The 18,623-nt window shown below is 47.2% G+C and carries 20 protein-coding genes and 1 tRNA gene; 15 read left to right on the top strand and 6 right to left on the bottom strand.

Annotated features, from left to right (window positions below):
• Positions 1-8: 8 nt before the first annotated feature.
• The 5 genes from pgl to BFR57_RS03480 all read left to right on the top strand — a co-directional run bounded on the left by pgl (position 9) and on the right by BFR57_RS03480 (position 4,936).
• Entirely contained in the window at positions 9-689 is a 681-nt protein-coding gene (pgl, locus tag BFR57_RS03460; RefSeq protein ID WP_216096862.1) for a 6-phosphogluconolactonase, read from the top strand.
• A gap of 9 nt (positions 690-698) precedes the next feature.
• A complete protein-coding gene (gene edd / locus BFR57_RS03465) occupies positions 699-2,522 on the top strand; it encodes a phosphogluconate dehydratase (RefSeq protein WP_071462648.1) in 1,824 nt (607 codons plus the stop codon).
• Complete coding sequence (gene glk / locus BFR57_RS03470; protein WP_071462649.1) at positions 2,523-3,539, top strand: glucokinase; 1,017 nt, start codon at positions 2,523-2,525, stop codon at positions 3,537-3,539.
• Between the two features lie 8 nt (positions 3,540-3,547).
• Entirely contained in the window at positions 3,548-4,108 is a 561-nt protein-coding gene (locus BFR57_RS03475) for a bifunctional 4-hydroxy-2-oxoglutarate aldolase/2-dehydro-3-deoxy-phosphogluconate aldolase (protein ID WP_071462650.1), read from the top strand.
• Positions 4,109-4,234: 126 nt separating this feature from the next.
• On the top strand, positions 4,235-4,936 hold the full coding sequence (locus tag BFR57_RS03480) for a dUTPase (protein WP_071462651.1): 702 nt from the start codon (positions 4,235-4,237) through the stop codon (positions 4,934-4,936).
• A gap of 27 nt (positions 4,937-4,963) precedes the next feature.
• Here BFR57_RS03480 and BFR57_RS03485 read toward each other — a convergent pair whose 3' ends face one another.
• Complete coding sequence (locus BFR57_RS03485; RefSeq protein ID WP_071462652.1) at positions 4,964-5,638, bottom strand: restriction endonuclease; 675 nt, start codon at positions 5,636-5,638, stop codon at positions 4,964-4,966.
• Between the two features lie 383 nt (positions 5,639-6,021).
• On the opposite strand from BFR57_RS03485, the gene BFR57_RS03490 reads away from it, so the two are divergent.
• From BFR57_RS03490 to BFR57_RS03500, 3 genes are all read left to right on the top strand, one after another.
• On the top strand, positions 6,022-6,960 hold the full coding sequence (locus BFR57_RS03490) for a GGDEF domain-containing protein (protein ID WP_253183601.1): 939 nt from the start codon (positions 6,022-6,024) through the stop codon (positions 6,958-6,960).
• Positions 6,961-7,087: 127 nt separating this feature from the next.
• Positions 7,088-7,492, top strand: a complete 405-nt coding sequence (locus tag BFR57_RS03495) for a hypothetical protein (protein WP_071462654.1) — start codon at positions 7,088-7,090, stop codon at positions 7,490-7,492.
• Positions 7,489-7,680, top strand: coding sequence for a helix-turn-helix transcriptional regulator (locus tag BFR57_RS03500; protein WP_071462655.1), 192 nt, complete (start codon positions 7,489-7,491; stop codon positions 7,678-7,680). The genes BFR57_RS03495 and BFR57_RS03500 overlap by 4 nt, the downstream gene beginning before the upstream one ends.
• A gap of 45 nt (positions 7,681-7,725) precedes the next feature.
• Here BFR57_RS03500 and BFR57_RS03505 read toward each other — a convergent pair whose 3' ends face one another.
• From BFR57_RS03505 to BFR57_RS03515, 3 genes are all read right to left on the bottom strand, one after another.
• Positions 7,726-8,724 (bottom strand): NADP-dependent oxidoreductase, encoded by a 999-nt coding sequence (locus tag BFR57_RS03505; RefSeq protein WP_071462656.1) that lies wholly within the window; start codon positions 8,722-8,724, stop codon positions 7,726-7,728.
• Between the two features lie 120 nt (positions 8,725-8,844).
• A tRNA-Val gene (locus BFR57_RS03510) sits at positions 8,845-8,921 on the bottom strand.
• 117 nt (positions 8,922-9,038) lie between these two features.
• Entirely contained in the window at positions 9,039-10,013 is a 975-nt protein-coding gene (locus BFR57_RS03515) for a DUF3080 family protein (protein ID WP_071462657.1), read from the bottom strand.
• Positions 10,014-10,107: 94 nt separating this feature from the next.
• On the opposite strand from BFR57_RS03515, the gene BFR57_RS03520 reads away from it, so the two are divergent.
• Positions 10,108-10,719, top strand: a complete 612-nt coding sequence (locus BFR57_RS03520) for a riboflavin synthase (protein WP_071462658.1) — start codon at positions 10,108-10,110, stop codon at positions 10,717-10,719.
• Here BFR57_RS03520 and BFR57_RS03525 read toward each other — a convergent pair.
• Together BFR57_RS03525 and BFR57_RS03530 are read right to left on the bottom strand one after the other, a co-directional pair.
• On the bottom strand, positions 10,713-10,922 hold the full coding sequence (locus tag BFR57_RS03525; RefSeq protein WP_071462659.1) for a CPXCG motif-containing cysteine-rich protein: 210 nt from the start codon (positions 10,920-10,922) through the stop codon (positions 10,713-10,715). The two genes, BFR57_RS03520 and BFR57_RS03525, sit on opposite strands and share 7 nt — an antisense overlap.
• A 35-nt stretch (positions 10,923-10,957) precedes the next feature.
• Positions 10,958-11,842 (bottom strand): EamA family transporter, encoded by an 885-nt coding sequence (locus BFR57_RS03530; protein WP_071462660.1) that lies wholly within the window; start codon positions 11,840-11,842, stop codon positions 10,958-10,960.
• Positions 11,843-11,993: 151 nt separating this feature from the next.
• Here BFR57_RS03530 and thrS point away from each other — a divergent pair, with 151 nt between their 5' ends.
• From thrS to pheT, 6 genes are all read left to right on the top strand, one after another.
• Positions 11,994-13,910, top strand: a complete 1,917-nt coding sequence (gene thrS / locus BFR57_RS03535; protein WP_071462661.1) for a threonine--tRNA ligase — start codon at positions 11,994-11,996, stop codon at positions 13,908-13,910.
• A 20-nt stretch (positions 13,911-13,930) separates the two neighbouring features.
• Positions 13,931-14,473 carry a translation initiation factor IF-3 gene (gene infC / locus BFR57_RS03540; protein ID WP_083405017.1) on the top strand — a complete coding sequence of 181 codons (543 nt, stop codon included), beginning with the start codon at positions 13,931-13,933 and terminating at the stop codon, positions 14,471-14,473.
• 77 nt (positions 14,474-14,550) lie between these two features.
• Positions 14,551-14,748, top strand: coding sequence for a 50S ribosomal protein L35 (rpmI, locus tag BFR57_RS03545; RefSeq protein WP_006955398.1), 198 nt, complete (start codon positions 14,551-14,553; stop codon positions 14,746-14,748).
• A gap of 14 nt (positions 14,749-14,762) precedes the next feature.
• Complete coding sequence (rplT, locus tag BFR57_RS03550; RefSeq protein WP_006955397.1) at positions 14,763-15,116, top strand: 50S ribosomal protein L20; 354 nt, start codon at positions 14,763-14,765, stop codon at positions 15,114-15,116.
• 125 nt (positions 15,117-15,241) lie between these two features.
• Positions 15,242-16,222, top strand: coding sequence for a phenylalanine--tRNA ligase subunit alpha (gene pheS / locus BFR57_RS03555; RefSeq protein WP_071462662.1), 981 nt, complete (start codon positions 15,242-15,244; stop codon positions 16,220-16,222).
• Between the two features lie 13 nt (positions 16,223-16,235).
• Positions 16,236-18,620 (top strand): phenylalanine--tRNA ligase subunit beta, encoded by a 2,385-nt coding sequence (pheT, locus tag BFR57_RS03560; RefSeq protein WP_071462663.1) that lies wholly within the window; start codon positions 16,236-16,238, stop codon positions 18,618-18,620.
• Positions 18,621-18,623 lie beyond the last annotated feature (3 nt).

Genomic DNA, 18,623 nt, shown 5'->3' on the forward strand with positions numbered 1-18,623 from the left:
GAATCAACGTGAATACTTTTGATAGTAACCAAGCATTATCGAGTTCATTAAGCGATCGTATCGCAGAAATTCTTGCGTGCGCCATCGAACAAAAAGGCGCAGCGACGCTTGTCGTATCCGGCGGACGCACTCCTAAGCCCTTGTTTGCTGAGCTAAATCAAAAGCCACTCGATTGGTCAAAGGTGACTATTTTGTTAGCTGATGAACGCTGGGTGTTACCCGATTCAGACGACAGCAACGATAAGCTGATAAAAACTTGCTTATTGAAGAATAAAGCGGCTGCTGCTAAGTACGTCAGTCTTTTTACAGGTCATGAACATGCCGAAAATGCTGCTAATGCCTTAGAAACCAGAGTCGCGAATTTACCGAAATTTGATGTGGTGGTGTTGGGTATGGGCAACGATGGCCATACCGCATCACTGTTTCCATGTTGTCAGCAACTTGAAGCTGGGCTAACTCGGCCACAGGCGCTTATCGCGACAGAGCCAACGACGGCACCTTATACGCGACTGAGCTTGACTAAACAGCGTTTGCTGAACAGTCATAATGTATTTTTTCATATTACTGGCGATGATAAATGGTCCGTATTGCAAACAGCGCTCGAGCAGCCTGATCCGAAAAAATACCCGATTAGTGATTTTGTTCATGCAGAAACAACGCCCATCAATGTTTACTATTCAGCCGCGTAAGAGGTGCTTATGAATCCGATAGTAGAACGTGTAACGCAGCGTATTGAAGCGCGCAGCGAAACAACACGCCACGCATATCTGGAACGTATGAAACACGCACGTCGTCAAGGTCCACACCGTAGTGCATTGTCATGCGGTAATCTAGCGCATGGTTTCGCCGCTTGTGGGCAGTCAGATAAAAGTGAATTACGCAGCTTGACGAAAGCCAATATTGGTATCGTGACAGCGTATAACGATATGTTATCAGCTCACCAGCCTTACCATGATTATCCGGAAAAGCTAAAAAAGGCGATTCGTGATGTTGGCAGCGTCGCACAAGTAGCCGGTGGTGTGCCCGCTATGTGTGACGGGGTTACACAAGGACAACCGGGTATGGAGTTGAGCCTGCTCAGTCGCGATGTCATTGCCATGGCAACCGCAGTAAGTTTGTCACACAACATGTTTGATGGCGGCTTGATGCTTGGCATTTGCGATAAAATCGTACCCGGTCTTTTGATCGCTGCATTAAGCTTTGGTCATATGCCATTTATTTTCGTACCTGCAGGTCCCATGCCGTCGGGTATTTCCAATAAAGAAAAGGCGCGTATCCGCGAGCTTTATGCGGAAGGTAAAGTTGATAAGGAACAGTTGCTTGACGCTGAATCTGCATCTTATCACTCGGCGGGAACGTGTACGTTTTATGGCACCGCCAACTCTAATCAGTTGGTGATTGAGATGATGGGGTTGCACCTGCCCGGCGCTTCGTTCGTGAATCCTGGCAGTGAACTGCGTGAGCAATTGACTCGTGCCGCTGCGCAGCACGTCACACGTATAACCGATCTAGGAGCAGATTACCGTCCTATTGGTGAGATTGTGACGGCTAAGACTATTGTAAACGGTATCATTGGTCTGTTGGCAACCGGGGGCTCGACTAACCACACCATGCACCTTGTAGCGGTAGCGAAAGCAGCGGGTTATCAAGTCGATTGGAATGATTTTGCTGAATTATCCTCCGTTACGCCGTTATTGACCCGAATATATCCAAACGGACAAGCGGATATTAATCACTTTCAACGCGCCGGCGGTATGCCGTTCTTAATTCGCGAACTATTGCGAGCAGGTTTATTACATAACGACGTTGAGACAGTTGTCGGCCACGGACTCGACAAATATCAGCAGCGCCCAACGCTCACCGAAGAGGGGCAACTGACGTGGGTCGATATTGCTGAAGAATCGCTCGACGAAGACGTTTTACGACCGCACACCCAAGCATTCAATAAGCATGGAGGCTTAGAGGTCCTGTCTGGTAACTTGGGGCGTGCGGTCATCAAAACATCCTCTCTACCAGAGGGCATCAAACCGATCACTGCACCCGCGGTGGTGTTCACCAGTCAGCATGAGCTGGTCGATGCGTTTAAAGCGGACAAGCTAAACAAAGATTGTGTAGTCGTTGTGCGTTATCAAGGTCCCAAAGCGAATGGCATGCCCGAATTACACAAGCTAACGCCATCACTGAGTGTTCTACAAAAGCGCGGTTACCATGTGGCTTTAGTCACGGATGGGCGCATGTCAGGCGCATCAGGGACAGTGCCTGCGGCTATCCACGTAACGCCTGAAGCGGTCGATGGGGGCGTGATCGCGAAGATCAAGGATGGTGACCTAGTCAGCGTCGATTTTGAAAATGCCCGCTTAGAGGTGCTTGTTGACGAGAATGAATTGCATGCGCGTGATATAGTCGCGCCTGATTTATCAGAATATCAATTTGGCATGGGACGCGAGTTGTTTGGCAACTTTCGAGATAATTTGAGTGGCGCTGAGTCAGGCGCATCCGTGCTCTTTAGGGAAGATCAGTAAATGGTAAACGACTCACAACTCGACCTAAGCACGGAATTTGCCGTGGTCGCAGATATTGGTGGTACCAATGCGCGTTTCGGTCGTATCAACTTAAAAACCTTTGAACTCGATCGCATACAAGTGTTTCCTTGTGCGGACTATTTAAATCTTACCGATGCTTTGATTGCTTATCGCGATCAGCAAGACGTTGCGTTAGAGCACGTAGCGATTGCCATTGCTTGTCCAGCAGAGGGTGACTCGATTCAAATGACTAACCACCACTGGCAATTTTCCGTGCGCGGTACGCGTGAAGCGCTAGGCTTAACTAGCTTCATCGTATTGAACGATTTTGCGGCCGCTGCGATGAGCTTATTGACGCTTGATAAAAGCGAAACGAAGAAAATCGGTGGTGGTAAAAAGGTCGAAACCGCTCCCTGTGCCGTACTTGGCGCAGGTACCGGTCTCGGTGTGGGACACTTGGTGCACATGCCTAACGGCGATGTAATGCCGTTGCCGGGCGAGGGCGGTCATGCCGATTGGGCGCCACTTAATGAGAAAGAATGGGCGATTCACGAATTTCTGGCACGTCGCTTTGATGGTCGGGTCTCAGCAGAGCGGCTCCTTTCCGGTCCCGGTATTGAAAACCTTTATCAAGCCATCGCCCACTACCACGACAGAGCAGTACCGCCGTTGCGAGCAAAGACGATTGGAGCGCGCGCTTTGACAAACTGCGATGCGATAGCGACAGAGACGGTCAATCAGTTTTTTGCCAGCCTGGGTAGTTTTGCAGGCAACCTTGCGCTCACGCTTAACACTCGCGGCGGTGTGTATATTGCAGGAGGCGTGGTACCCAAATTACTGCCATTAATGGCCGCCTCCGAATTTAGAACACGATTTGAGCAAAAAGGTCGTTTCTGTAATTTAGCCGAGTCAATCCCCTGTTATGTGATCACTGCCGAACATGCGGGCATGCGCGGCGTGGCACAGTACTTAAAACAAACATTGCGTAAAGCACCAGCGACAGCTGATATCGATTGAGGCCCCTGATGAACTATTCTGCTAACGATATTCTTAATGCGTCAAGCGTTATTCCAGTCATTGTCATTGATGACATTCAACAGGCTGTGCCGCTCGGGAGAACACTTTGTAAGCAAGGCTTTAAAGTGCTGGAAGTAACCTTAAGGACGCCCGCTGCGTTGCACGCGATTGAGGAAATGCGCCGCGAGCTACCCGATGCTATTGTTGGCGCGGGTACAGTCACTAACACCACTCAGCTTACTCAAGTGCAAACGGCAGGTGCACAATTTGCGATAAGCCCAGGTGCCACGTCGACATTATTAGAGGCTGGCAAGGCCGCTGATATTCCATTGATTCCCGGCATTGCAACAGTATCCGAATTAATGATGGGGATCGAATATGGTTATGATCGTTTCAAGTTGTTTCCAGCTGAAGCCGTTGGTGGCGTAAAATTATTGAAATCGATTCATGGCCCTTTCCCTGATATTCGCTTTTGCCCTACAGGCGGTATCAACGAAAGCAACTATCAAGACTACCTCGCGTTACCTAACGTAAGTTGCGTGGGTGGTTCATGGATCATACCGAAGTAATATTGCAACTGGGTTATCTGTATTCCAGATAACCCACATCTATTGACCCTTCCTATTGCACGGGCATCCTACGAGCCGCTACTATACGCTATGATTTTGCCCTATTAGTCAACCAAGGACGCATTCATGCCCACCGATACTCAATTAACGGTCAAACAAGCCCAACAAATTGCTACGCTACAGACTCAATTTAATCAGGGTCTCGATGCACACTGGCCGATGGCACCAAAACTGACGCGTGATGATTTCGCGGCTGTCATTGTGGAGCTCGGTGAACGCTATGAACACCTCGGCTACAAGTGGTGGAAAAAGCAAACAGTTGACCACGCCCAAGCTAATATGGAGTTGATCGATGTGCTGCACTTCGCTGTGTCTGACGTTATCGAAATTTTGGTTGAAGATGGCAGTGCCAGTCCTGTTGAGACCGCCGCACTTAAGCTCGCTGAAGCGAGCATTCGTGCCCGTGCCGATGAGGCGCGTGATGCCCGATGGTTGTTGCGTCATACCGCGTTAGAAGGACGCCCAGACCTAAACCGCCCGTTGTGTTTTGGTAATGAATCCTTAACGCAACTATTTAGCATGCTGTATCAAGCCTACGGCAGTGCGGAAGCCGTTTATATCAGTTACGTAGGAAAAAATGCGCTGAATCATGTGCGTCAACAACGGGGTTATAAAGAGGGCAGTTACATTAAGATGTGGCGAGAGGAAGAGGATAACCAAGTGATGATGCGTTTGCTACTCGACAGTGCTGACATCTTAAAAAGTAACTCACCGCTAGATGATGCAATATCCCTTTTACTTAATTACTATGACACCCATGTTGCGTAGGTCGCGCATCATGCGCGACTAACCCAGCTATGGGCGCGTGCCATTACATTTTGGAAACCGTTTGCAGCCCCAAAAAGATTCGCCTCTATTAGGTCCACGACGAGCTGTGCGTCTCACCATCGGCCCTTCACACTTAGGGCAAACCTGTGTAGTTGCACGTGTGTTAGGGCTGGGGGGAAACCGAACAGCGGCTTTTTCGCGTTGTCGCACAAATCGATGGAAGGTTTCTCCATCGATAATATGTATGGGTTTACTTTCTGCGAATACGTATGCGTCATGAGTCAGCTCGCCAGAAGTTACGATAAATCCACCTGCGGCACCCTCTGCGATGACAACACCAAACAGTTCTCGTACGACTGAAACAGGCACTTTACGATATTTCCACTGCTTACACTGCACCAAATATAACTGACCGTTTCGTTCAATCCTTAAATCAATTCCACCATCCGGACCCGCTGGCGTCGACTTCACGTGATAGCCTTCGCGGCTAAAAAATTCGCCAACGAGTTGCTCAAAGTGTTCCCAATCAAAGGTTTTCAATACGGCAGGCTCGGACGATTGGGTAACACGTTCATAGCGTTGTTGGTTCGATAAAGATTTTATCAATGAAACGATACTGGCTATAACGAGAAGCGCCGGGAGCGCAAATTGCAATAGAGGTAATACCAACGTCCCCATGAATTGGGCCATATAAGCGGTCATGGTCGTGGGATCGTTAATGTCTATTTGAACCGTGTCGCATTTCTCTTTAAGTTAAACCTGATTCATTTGTTAAGCATTTAGCTTTAGTTTACGATTAGAGTGCTTATCGTAATAACTCATTTATAGGATTTTCCCGTTTGTCATTAAAACAAAAACAAAGCGACATACATTGGCTAACAGGGCAGTTTAAAGAGATACAGCAGGAACTAAGTTACCGAGAGTCTATTCAGCTAAGAGTTAGACGTGAATCTCGATTAGCGTTGGTACTTGTCTCTTTTATATTTGCGATGTTTGCTATCACAGATTACAACTTGCTTGGTGACTCAACTGAATTTTACATATTAATCTCGATGCGGGTTATAGTGGTTTCAACGTGCGTCATTTTGGCGCTGATTATTGGGCGGGTCGGTAGCTTTTCTCGAAAACCACTTCTACATGCCTTGCCGTTATGGGTTCTTGCTGCGGGTATTATCTCGATTGTCCCATTAAGGCCCGAAAGCCTTTATACTCAAATTACGGCGGTTGTTGTCGCCATCATGGCATTCTATTTACTCATTCCAAGTCTATTAACCATTGCCAGTTGGGCGAGTGGATTTCTCAGTGTTGGATTCATAGTAGCTTCAGTAGCTTATGCCGACGTCTCCGTACCTACTGCCTCGCGTCTCGTTCTTCTTCTTATCATGGCTAATATTGTCGGTTATTGCGCGTTGTTAAGACTTGAAATACTCCAACGTAAGCAGTTTTCTTTATTAAATGAAGAGCGCGACCAGAATTTAGCCTTGCAACAAGAAGTAGAACACCGAAAGTCTCTCGAAGCACAGTTAAGAAGATTAGCCGAACGGGATACCTTAACCGAGCTTGATACGCGTAGTCATTTCATTAAACGTGCTGAAGCTTTATTAGATCAAGCGGCGCGTGAAAACTCAGCTTTCTGCCTATTCATGATAGACGTCGACCACTTCAAACAAATTAACGATACTTGGGGTCATACGCGGGGTGATGAGGTACTTAAGCAGGTTGCTAAAACCATTCGTCAAACGCTTCGACGTGTCGATGTGGTTGGTCGTTTTGGTGGTGAAGAGTTTATCGTGGCGATGCCGAACACGCACCATAAAGAGGCGGTCAAGTTAGCTAAGCGATTAACTTCCAATATCAACGCAATCGAGTTACCACCCCCGCTCAACCAAGTTTCGGTCAGTATCACCGTCGGTATCGCAATGAAAAGCAATGAGCGCAGCTTGGATCTGCTCATTCAGCGCGCTGATGAGATGCTTTACAAAGGAAAGCGAAACGGTCGAAACCGAGTTGAGTTGGCGCGCTGAGAGACTCATCCACAATAATTGATTCGCATGTCAAATAAACTTGACTTTATTTTTTGTGTGTCTACTATGGTAAAGTGTATTTTACATTATGACGTGTTTTGTTTACTTTACTGAATGGAGAACAAAAATGACTGAACGTAACGAATGGCAGCAACAGCAGTGCCGATCGAATAAGTTACTGGCGGTTTGGACAGGGTTATGGGTACTGACACTGGCGTTGTCGAGCTTTGGACCACAATGGTGGGAAAGCGCGACAATGACCTATTTGGCTACGGTGGTAAATATTATTATGGGCGCTGCCATGATATGGGCGAACAAACGTCACTTAGACCATCAAGACGAGCTACAACGAAAAGTTCAACTCGAGGCCATGAGTTTAGCACTTGGCATTAGTGTTGTTTTAGGCCTTGCGGCGACATCTCTAACGCAAAATAGCTTGTTAGGCTTTGATTTTGAGATTTCACACTTGATGATGGTACTCGGCGTCACTTATATTGTTGCGCTTTTATTAGGGATGAGGAAATACCAATGAAAAACCGACTCAAAGTGTTAAGGGCTGAGAGAAACTGGACTCAGAATGATCTTGCGCAAGCACTGTCGGTTTCGCGTCAAACAATCAACGCGATTGAAACAGGTAAGTTTGACCCGAGTTTACCGCTGGCATTTAAAATTGCCAAGGTATTCCAATGCTCTATTGAAGACATTTTTTTTGACGAGTAGTCGGTTGTACAGCCGCCTGCGATGAAGACGCAAGCGGCTGAACTATTATAGTTTGACCAGTAATTTACCCTGGTTCTCACCACTTAGAAACATGTTAAGTCCTTCAATCGCAGACTCTAAGCCTTCAAGCACGTGAGCCCGATATTTGATATCGCCATTTGTCACGTAAGGCGTTAATTGTTTCAGTAAGGTCGGGATTTGATCAAAATGGTCAGGCATCGTGAAGCCCTTAATTGTCAGTCGCTTCTTAATGATTGGAATCCAGCTCGGTCCAGGGCTTGGTTGCTCTTTATCGTAATCCGCAATCATGCCACAGACAACAATGCGTCCATGTGCATTCATACGTCCCATGACCGCATGTTGAATCGGACCGCCGGTATTCTCAAAATAGAGGTCAATGCCATTAGGGGTTAATTCAGCTAACTTGGCGGGAATATCATCAGTCTTGTAGTTGACTGCGCCGTCAAACCCAAGTTCGTTAACAATCCACTCTGCTTTTTCGTCTGAACCGACTACGCCAATAACCGAGAGGCCATCGGCTTTAGCCATTTGACCGACAATCGAGCCGACGGAACCGGCTGCGCCTGTGACTACCAACGTTTCACCTTGTTTGGGTTTCCCCACGTTTAATAGACCTTGTGTCGCGGTAAGGCCGGGAAGAGCAAACACCGAAAGCACCATTTCATCGGGCGCATCTGTTTGCACTTTATTAATTCCTTGACCATCGCTGAGCGCATACTCCTGCCAGCCCATCATTCCCATGACACGGTCGCCTTCGGCAAAATCAGGGTGTTTACTTGCAACGACTTCACCGACACCTGAACTGCGCATCACAGAGCCGAGTTCAACCGGTGGAATATAACTTTCTTTGTCTGGGCTCATCCAGCCAAACATGGCGGGATCCAATGACATGTGGGTTTGTTTAATCAGTATTTGACCGTCGTCGACGCTGGGACGATCGAGTTCAACGATCTCGAAAATATCCTTGGAGACAGGACCAGGTTGAGGACGTTTGACTAGTTTAATTGCTTTATATTGGCTCATGAAGCTCCTCGCTACAGGTAAGTGTACTGACGATGCAGATTAACTATGTGCGAAACTTACGAATAGAGCAACTTGAGCGGATCAGACGGTATAAAAATAAAAGTTGTTAAATTTAAGGAGTGGTGCGTCCGAGTAGACTCGAACTACCGACCTCTGCCATGTCAAGGCAGCGCTCTAACCAACTGAGCTACGGACGCACTGTTTGGGGTTGTCGTGAAGACGGGCGCTATATTATTGATTTGAAGTTAAGCATGCAAGTACTTTTTTACCCGATAGCGTGTGTTTGCTTGTTAAATCACCAAAGTGTACGAAATTTAACGTCCAGCCTTAAATCCACATGCTTCAAAAAACTGTTGCCAGGGTTGGACGAACGACTTAGTTGCCTGCGTTAACCGCGCGTCGTAAAGGGCCCATTGATTTATATAGCGTTTAAGCTCAGGTTGCGGCGCTTTCATTGCAAGCGTGTTTAGAGCTTCACTAAAGCGTTGATACTGGCGTTGTAAATCCGCTAAGTCGCCTTGTGTTTGTTTGATAAAAACTGAAATAAAGGCGCTATGTAAACGGTGAGCGCGTTCTGGCACACCTTTCGATAAACACCCCGCAGGCTGAGCAATGTTATCGATTTGCTCGTAAAATTGCGCGAGTAGAACAGAAGACTCAGCGACGCTTCGCATCAGTTGGGGCAAGTAGTTTTCTTGCGCCAAAACTTTTAAGTGCTGATTCAGATCAACAGCTGTATTTGGCTCCTCAAGCCATGAAGTGACCGCATTCAAGGCACTTATACTGTGACTAAACTCAGTGTCGGAAATTGTTACTAATGGCGTTGCAGCCATCGTTAGCGCATGTCTGAATCCTTTGTCCGTTGCAAACGCGCGTGCCAGACGAGCAGACGTTGTGTCGCTGAGTTGCTGCGCAGCGGTAATGAGCTCAGCTGCAAAAGCTTCTGACTTCGGTGACTTAGCACATTGTCTGAGCGCTTTAATGAGGCTTTGATCATCTTGAAAACGAGAGAATCCATCATCAAGGCGACCTAATGCACTGTTACGCTCAGCAATGAGCTGCCCAGCACGACAATGATTCAGTTGTAGCGCTGTTAAAAAGCTCATGGTGGGTGTCGATGCCGTCGGCTTGAGGACGCGAACGTCAGGTAACTGTGGCGGTCGGGGCTCGAATGTGAGCGGCGTTAATTCAATATCTAAGGTAAAGGCTACGCGCTCGTGTAGATCGTGCAAACTGGATACAGTCGAGGGCTGCGAACAACCTACCAACGAAACTAATAAAATTGCCACTGTCCATGCGTTGACACAACGCTTTGGCTGGAGTCGCGTAAATAAAAGCTTTAAACTGGTCAGTATTGTGTTGTCAACTAAGGACATAAGCTAAATGTTCACAGGTATTGTTCAAACCAAAGCCAACGTGGAATCGCTGACTGATAAAAGCGATTTTCGTCATTTGACCGTCTCAGTTGAGCCGCACCATCTTGATGGCGTTCAACTGGGGGCCAGTATAGCGATAAACGGTGTTTGCTTAACAGTGGTTCACTTTGATGAGACACAGGTTTCATTTGATGTGATCGATGAAACGCTGCGGCTGACTAACCTAGGCGAACTGAAAGTAGGCTCGGAGGTTAACTTCGAACGCTCGTTGCGGGTCGGTGATGAAATTGGCGGTCACTACGTATCAGGGCATATTCATTGCACCGCTTCGATCCTTGATGTTGAAGTCAGTGAACATAATTGGTCAGCTTGGTTGTCGTTACCGCAAGCTCAAGTGCCTTATTTGTTCGCGAAGGGCTTTATTGCCGTCAATGGTGCGAGCTTGACGGTTGGGCAGGTAAAGGGTAATCAGTTTAGTCTGCACCTTATTCCCGAAACATTGCGCTTAACGAACTTGGCTGAACTAAAGCCAGGCGATAATGTGAACATTGAGATGGACCAACAAACTATCACGACTGTCACAACGGTGGAACGCGTCCTTGCCGCACGCGGTCAATAGAATTGTTCATCGTTGCCGTCAACCTTTAAACGAGTTTGCGCATTAATGGGGTCGACGGTGAGTTGGATATGAATCAGGTCACCGCAGGCTGAACATTCTTCTTGGTAATCCTGATCGCCGTTACTGCTATCTACACCGAGCTGCGTCGTATGCCCGCAGTGGGGGCAACGGATGATTGCATTGGTCAGGTCTTCCTCGTGCATAACGGTCACCGTTTGTTTTTTTAGGGTCGCCTTAATTATAGAAATAGAATCGCTATACCACCTAATGAAACCAGTGCGCCGAACAGCGAACGCACGGTAATCTTTTGTTTTTTCAATAAAGAAATTGGAATTAAAAAAAGTGGTGCAGTGGACAGAAGTGTTTGTGTTAAACCCGGATTAATATGTGCAATAGATAGCTGCTGTAACCAAATCGCTAAAAAGGTCCCAAAAAAGATAGCACCCAGCAGTGGCATCGGATTAATGGCTCGGCACTGGCAAAAAATGGCTTGAAAAGCGTGGCGTTGTGATATTCCAACAATCAGCGCTAATAGAATAGAACCGGCGGCAAGGCGAATAAATGCCGCACTGAGCGGATCAATGACATCATTTTGTAATACCGAAAAAGCCATTACCAGCCCAGTTGCTTGACAGAGCGCAGCACCACAGCCAAACAGGATTCCGCTGATGGATAGCGACGGCTGCTGATTAGGCGCACGTTCGGTGACGACCAACAAAACACCCAACAAAGTCACGAACGCACCGATAATTTCGATACCTGAAAGACCGTCGTTTAAAAATAACCAAGCCATAAACGCAGCTAGAGGCGGCGCTAAGTATTCGAGTAGCATGGCGTGCCAAGGGCCCAAACGGCGCAATGCGGCAAAATGGCAGCTGTCGCCTACGGTAATACCAATTACTCCGCTGAGGGCGAGTAACCAGAGCCCTGCACTAAATACCAACGGTGCGCCAAACAGGGCACTCATACCGAATAGCAACGGACTGGCAATTGCGCCTTTGATGAGATTCATTTGTAACGCCGAAAAGTGTGCACCGGCGCGATGATAAAGTATCGAAGCCACTGCCCAAAAAGCGGCTGCTGTTAACGCTGCTAGCTGCCCCCAAACACTCGCTAGATCCATGTGTTACCCTTGCTCTCACAAAAAGCCTGCATTATAGTGTGGGTTTACGTTCGATGGTACCGAACGTAAACAATTTCGTATGGTTCGACAAAGAATCGATGTTAGCGCATGTGGCACTTGGTAGGTGTCACCACTGTAGAAAGGAAGTTTCATGCCTGTAATCACTCTCCCTGACGGTAGTCAACGCGAATTTGATCAACCTGTATCCATTATGGATGTGGCTCAAGATATTGGTGCTGGCTTAGCTAAAGCCACCGTGGCAGGTCGTATTGACGGGGAACTCGTCGATGCCTGTGAAATGATTGAGCACGATGCGCGTATTGAGATCGTGACACCGAAAGATGATGACGGTGTACATATTATTCGTCATTCCTGTGCTCACTTATTAGGCCATGCGTTTAAGCAATTATGGCCGGACGCAAAAATGGCGATAGGTCCAGTCATCGATAATGGCTTCTATTACGATGTTGACGTTGATCACACTTTAACGCAGGACGATCTCGATAAACTTGAACAACGCATGAAAGAACTCGCGAAAACCGAGTATCAGGTCATCAAGAAGAAAGTCAGCTGGCAAGAAGCGCGTGAAACGTTTGTAGAGCGCCATGAACCATACAAAGTCGAAATTCTCGACGAAGATATTCCAACGGATGCTAAGCCTGGTCTTTACCACCACGAAGAATACATTGATATGTGCCGTGGACCACACGTGCCAACGATGAAATTCTGCCAACATTTTAAAGTGATGAAAATGGCGGGCGCATACTGGCGTGGTAACTCAGATAACAAGATGTTGCAACGTGTGTACGGTACTGCGTGGGCGGATAAAAAACAGTTAAAAGCGTATTTGCAACGTTTAGAAGAGGCCGAAAAACGCGACCACCGTAAAATTGGTAAGGCGCAAGACCTGTTCCATTGGCAAGAAGAAGCGCCAGGCATGGTATTTTGGCATCATAATGGCTGGACCATTTTCCGCGAACTCGAAGACTTTGTGCGTGAGAAACTACGCGAATACCAATACCAAGAAGTTAAAGGTCCGATGATGATGGACCGTGTATTGTGGGAAAAGTCGGGTCATTGGGAGAAGTTTTCAGACCTGATGTTTACGACATCATCAGAAAACCGTGAGTACGCGGTAAAACCAATGAACTGCCCAGGTCATGTACAGATCTTTAACCAGGGCCTTAAGTCTTATCGTGATTTGCCGTTGCGTATGGCAGAGTTTGGCTCGTGTCATCGTAATGAACCTTCAGGTGCGCTGCACGGACTGATGCGTGTACGTGGCTTCACACAAGATGATGCGCACGTTTTTTGTACTGAAGATCAGGTGCAAGAAGAAGTCGCTGCGTGCATCAAAATGGTCTACGAAACATATGAAACGTTTGGTTTCGATAAGATCGATGTGAAGCTTTCAACACGCCCTGAGAAACGCCTTGGTGATGATGCAACTTGGGATCGTAGTGAAAAAGCTTTAGCGGATGCCTTGAAAGCACATGATATCGACTTCACCTATCTACCAGGTGAAGGTGCCTTCTACGGTCCTAAAATTGAATTTACTTTGTTCGATTGCTTAGGTCGTGCGTGGCAGTGTGGTACAATACAGTTAGATTTCGCCTTACCGGGTCGTTTAAATGCGACTTACGTAGGTGAAGATAACGATCGCCATACGCCTGTAATGATTCACCGAGCCATTCTCGGGTCACTTGAACGTTTTATGGGCATTCTTATTGAAGAGTATGCGGGGAATTTCCCGTTGTGGCTTGCACCGACGCAAGTTGTGTTGATGAATATTACCGATAATCAACGCGATTACGTCAATAAAGTAGTGAAATCCCTGAATGAAAAGGGAATTCGTGCATCAGCCGACTTGAGAAATGAGAAGATAGGCTTTAAAATCCGAGAACACACTTTAAAACGTGTTCCATATTTGCTAGTTGTTGGCGATAAAGAAGTCGAGGCTGGCGAGGTTGCGGTTCGTACTCGTAGCGGTGAAGACTTAGGTAAGTTTCCGCTCGAACAGTTTGTTGAGCAGTTACAAGCAGAAGTGCGTACACGCAAAATCAATTAATTAGTTTGGAGGAATAAACCATTAAAGGCGGAAAAAGAACTCAGAAAAGCGCTGACAAAAATCGTATCAATGACGAAATTCGTGTTAATGAAGTTCGCTTAATTGGCACGGAAGGTGAACAGATCGGTATTGTAAGTATCAATGAAGCTCTTGAAGCAGCAGAGGATGCTGGTGTTGATTTGGTCGAAATGAGTCCAAATGCTGAGCCACCTGTCTGCCGCCTTATGGATTACGGTAAGTTTCTCTACGAAAAGAGTAAAGACCAGAAAGAGCAGAAGAAAAAGCAGAAACAGATTCAGGTTAAGGAAGTCAAATTCCGACCTGGCACAGATGAGGGCGACTACCAGGTAAAACTGCGCAACCTGCGTCGTTTCCTCGAGGGAGGTGACAAAACTAAAGTCACTATCCGTTTCCGTGGCCGGGAAATGGCACACCAAGAGTTGGGTATTGAGCTGCTAACTCGTATTAAAGACGATTTAGACGAAATCTCAACTGTTGAGTCGTTCCCTAGAAGGGCCGAAGGTCGCCAGATGATTATGGTTCTGGCACCGGCTAAGAAGTGATTGTGGTACACAAGTAGTTCAGCCTCGGTTGAACTCACCCTGTCACACTTTTAATCAACAATGCGGAGTTTTATTTCATGCCAAAAATGAAATCAAACAAGGGCGCGTCAAAGCGCTTTAAAAAGACTGCTTCAGGCGGTTACAAGTGCAAGCAATCTCACTTGCGTCACATTCTGACTAAGAAGACACCTAAGCGTAAGCGTCAGCTTCGCGCGAAGAGCATGGTCCACGAGGCCGACGTCAAATTAGTCGATCGTATGTTACCATACGCGTAAGGAGGGATTAGCAAATGGCACGAGTTAAACGTGGTGTGATCGCGCGTGCGCGTCACAAGAAAGTCCTAAAGCAGGCGAAAGGTTATTATGGTGCTCGTAGTCGCGTATATCGCGTTGCGGTGCAGGCAGTTACTAAAGCAGGTCAATACGCATACCGTGACCGTCGCAACAAGAAACGTCAATTCCGTCAATTGTGGATTGTTCGTATCAATGCGGCAGCGCGTCAAAACGGTTTGTCATACAGCCGCTTTATCAACGGTCTGAAGAAAGCATCGGTAGAAATCGATCGCAAAATCCTTGCCGACATCGCTGTACATGACCAAAGCGGTTTTGCAGCCTTGGTTGAAAAGGCGAAAGGTGCACTGTAATCGGCAAAAAGGCTTTGCCAAAAACCGATAAACAGATTTAAAAGGGAGCCAATTTGGCTCCCTTTTTTATGGCTTTTTCGTTAGAATAGAGCTTTCGTAATTTGCATGATAGGTTGAGGGAACGAATGCAGTTAGAACAAATCGTTGAACAGGCGCAGCACTCTATTGCTGAAGCTGATTCGCCGCAAGCACTGGACGAAGTGCGCGTTGAATACATGGGCAAGAAAGGCCGATTAACTGAGCTGTTAAAAGGCTTAGGTCAGCTTGAACCATCTGAGCGTCGCGACGCTGGACAAAAAATTAATCAAGCTAAACAACAAGTCCAAGCTGATATTAACGCCCGCAAAGAGGTTTTAAAGGCGGCTGAGCTCGAAGCAAAGCTTGATGCTGAGCGTATTGATGTGACCTTACCTGGACGCGCTAGCCAAGTGGGTGGCGTACATCCTGTTACACAAACCATTCGCCGTATTGAATCATTCTTTGGTGACTTAGGTTTCAGTGTGAAGCAGGGCCCAGAAGTAGAAGACGGCTTCCACAACTTTGACGCGCTCAATATTCCAGCGAATCACCCTGCACGTGCAGACCACGATACGTTCTACTTTACTCCCTCAACGATGCTAAGAACGCAAACTTCGGGTGTGCAAATCCGTACCATGGAGGCTGAGCAGCCACCATTACGTATCATTTCGCCAGGTCGCGTATATCGTAACGATTACGACCAAACGCACACACCGATGTTCCATCAGGTAGAAGGCTTGATGGTTGATAAAGACGTGAGCTTTACGCAGTTAAAAGGCATTTTAGAAGACTTCTTAAATAACTTTTTTGAGGAGTCGTTAACGGTTCGTTTTCGTCCTTCTTATTTCCCGTTTACTGAACCTTCCGCTGAAGTGGATGTAATGGGTAAAGATGGTAAATGGTTAGAAGTATTGGGTTGCGGAATGGTTCACCCAAATGTACTTCGTGCAGTCGGTATTGATCCTGAGCAATACACAGGCTTCGCTTTTGGCATGGGTGTAGAGCGATTAACCATGCTGCGCTACGGCGTGACCGATCTGCGTGCGTTCTTCGAGAACGACCTGCGATTCCTAAAACAGTTTAATTAAGAGGGCGGCGAACATGAAATTTAGTGAAAATTGGCTAAGAAGTTGGGTCAATCCAGACATTTCTAGTGAAGCGCTGAGCGAGCAACTCAGTATGGCTGGCCTTGAGGTTGATGGTTTAGAGCCCGTTGCAGCAGACTTTCATACTGTTGTCGTTGGTAAAGTCGTTGAATGCGGTCCTCATCCAGACGCCGATAAGTTACAGGTCACTAAAGTCGATGTGGGTGAGAATGAATTACTTGATATCGTTTGCGGTGCACCGAACTGCCGTAAGGATTTAATGGTTGTGGTCGCTAAGGTTGGCGCGGTATTACCGGGTGACTTCAAAATTAAGAAGGCAAAGCTGCGCGGACATCCATCGCATGGTATGTTGTGCTCGTTTAAAGAGCTGGGTCTAATTGATGACCACGACGGTATCATTGAGCTACCTTCAGACGCACCCATCGGTAAAGATTACCGCGAGTATTTGGGTCTGGATGACTTAAGTATTGATATCGATTTAACACCCAACCGCGGTGACTGCCTGAGTATTCGTGGCATAGCACGTGAGGTCGGTGTACTGAATAACATTGATGTGTCCGAGCCGACAGTTGACGCAGTTGAAGCAACTCTCGAAGACGCCAAAGCAATTCACTTAGATGCACCGGTTGGGTGCCCTCGTTACTTGGGGCGCGTAGTAAAGAATGTTGACGTTAAGCAACAAACACCGTTGTGGATGAGCGAGAAACTGCGTCGCAGTGGTATACGTAGCATTGATCCTGTGGTTGATATCACCAACTACGTATTGTTGGAGCTGGGCCACCCGATGCACGCATTCGACCTCGACCGCGTTCAAGGCGATGTTCATGTGCGCTATGCCAATAAAGGTGAGACCTTAACTTTATTGGATGAGCAAGAAGTGAAACTCGATGGCGATGTGCTAGTTATTGCTGATGACAAGCAGGCATTGGCTATGGCGGGCGTTTATGGTGGCCTCGGCAGTGGTGTAACACGAGAAAGCAAAGATATATTCCTCGAAAGCGCATTCTTCGCGCCTGATGCGATTTTAGGTAAAGCACGTCGTTTTGGTTTGCACACGGATGCGTCTCATCGTTATGAACGCGGTGTTGACCCAGAATTGCAACGCCAAGCCATGGAGCGCGCAACACAGTTGTTGATTGAAATTTGTGGTGGTGAAGCAGGTCCTATCGTCGAAGCCAAATCAGACGAGCATCTACCTAAGCCAGCTGAGGTGACGCTGCGTGCGGCACGCCTCGCGAGTGTATTAGGAATTGATATTGAAGCTGCTCGCGTGACTGAAATTCTCGAGCGTCTAGGCTTTGACGTCAAAGTGGAGACAGGCGAGTGGTTGGTCAAAGTGCCGACTTATCGATTTGATATTGCCATTGAAGAAGATCTTATCGAAGAGGTTGCGCGCGTATTTGGGTATAACAATATTCAGGCAGCTGCGCCCGCTGCACAATTACGTATGCGCGCACAACAGGAATCACTAATCAGCACACACCGCTTAGTGGATGCGATGATCGAGCGGGGCTATCAAGAAGCAATTACGTATAGCTTCGTAGACCCGAAACATCAAGCGGCGTTATTTGATGAAAGTGCATCGTTAACATTACCCCATCCTATTTCGGTGGACATGTCATCAATGCGGTTAAGCTTGTGGCCGGGTCTATTGAATGCGCTAGCGCATAACCAAAAGCGTCAGCAATCAGTATTAGCCTTTGTTGAAACAGGCTTACGTTTTATCCCTGATGAAGTGGCTGAAAATGGTGTGATGCAGCAACCGATGTTTGCTGGCGTGCGTTCAGGTAAGGCCTATGGCGAACATTGGTCGGCGGAAGACCGTGGCGTCGATTTCTATGATGTAAAAGGTGATGTTGAAGCCTTGTTGAAGAAATCCGGTGTCAATGATGTTCGTTTTGTTGCTAGCGAACACAGCGCTCTGCATCCAGGACAGTCTGCTGCGATATATCGTGGTGAGCGTTGTATCGGCTATATAGGGGCCTTACACCCTAGATTTGAGAAGACATTCGGTCTTAATCAACGTGCTTTTGTGTTCGAATTGCAAATTGATGCGATTAACCAACGTAGCATTCCATCGGCTCAACCTGTGTCGCGGTTTCCGAGTATCCGTCGTGACTTAGCGATTGTTTTAGATGAACGTATCGCGGCGGGTGAAGTGTTAACTACGTTGAAGAACATTGGCGTTAATCAGTTGATTGACCTAAACTTATTTGACGTTTACCAAGGTGATAACCTGCCAGAAGGTAAGCGTAGTTTAGCTCTTTCCGTCACACTTCAAGATAACGAAAAGACCCTTGAAGAAGTCGAAATAAACGGCATTATGGAAAAGCTAGTATCGACGTTACAGTCGGAGTTTGATGCAACCTTGAGGGATTAGGAT

The sequence above is a fragment of the Idiomarina sp. MD25a genome (assembly GCF_001870515.1).
Lineage (GTDB): Bacteria > Pseudomonadota > Gammaproteobacteria > Enterobacterales > Alteromonadaceae > Idiomarina.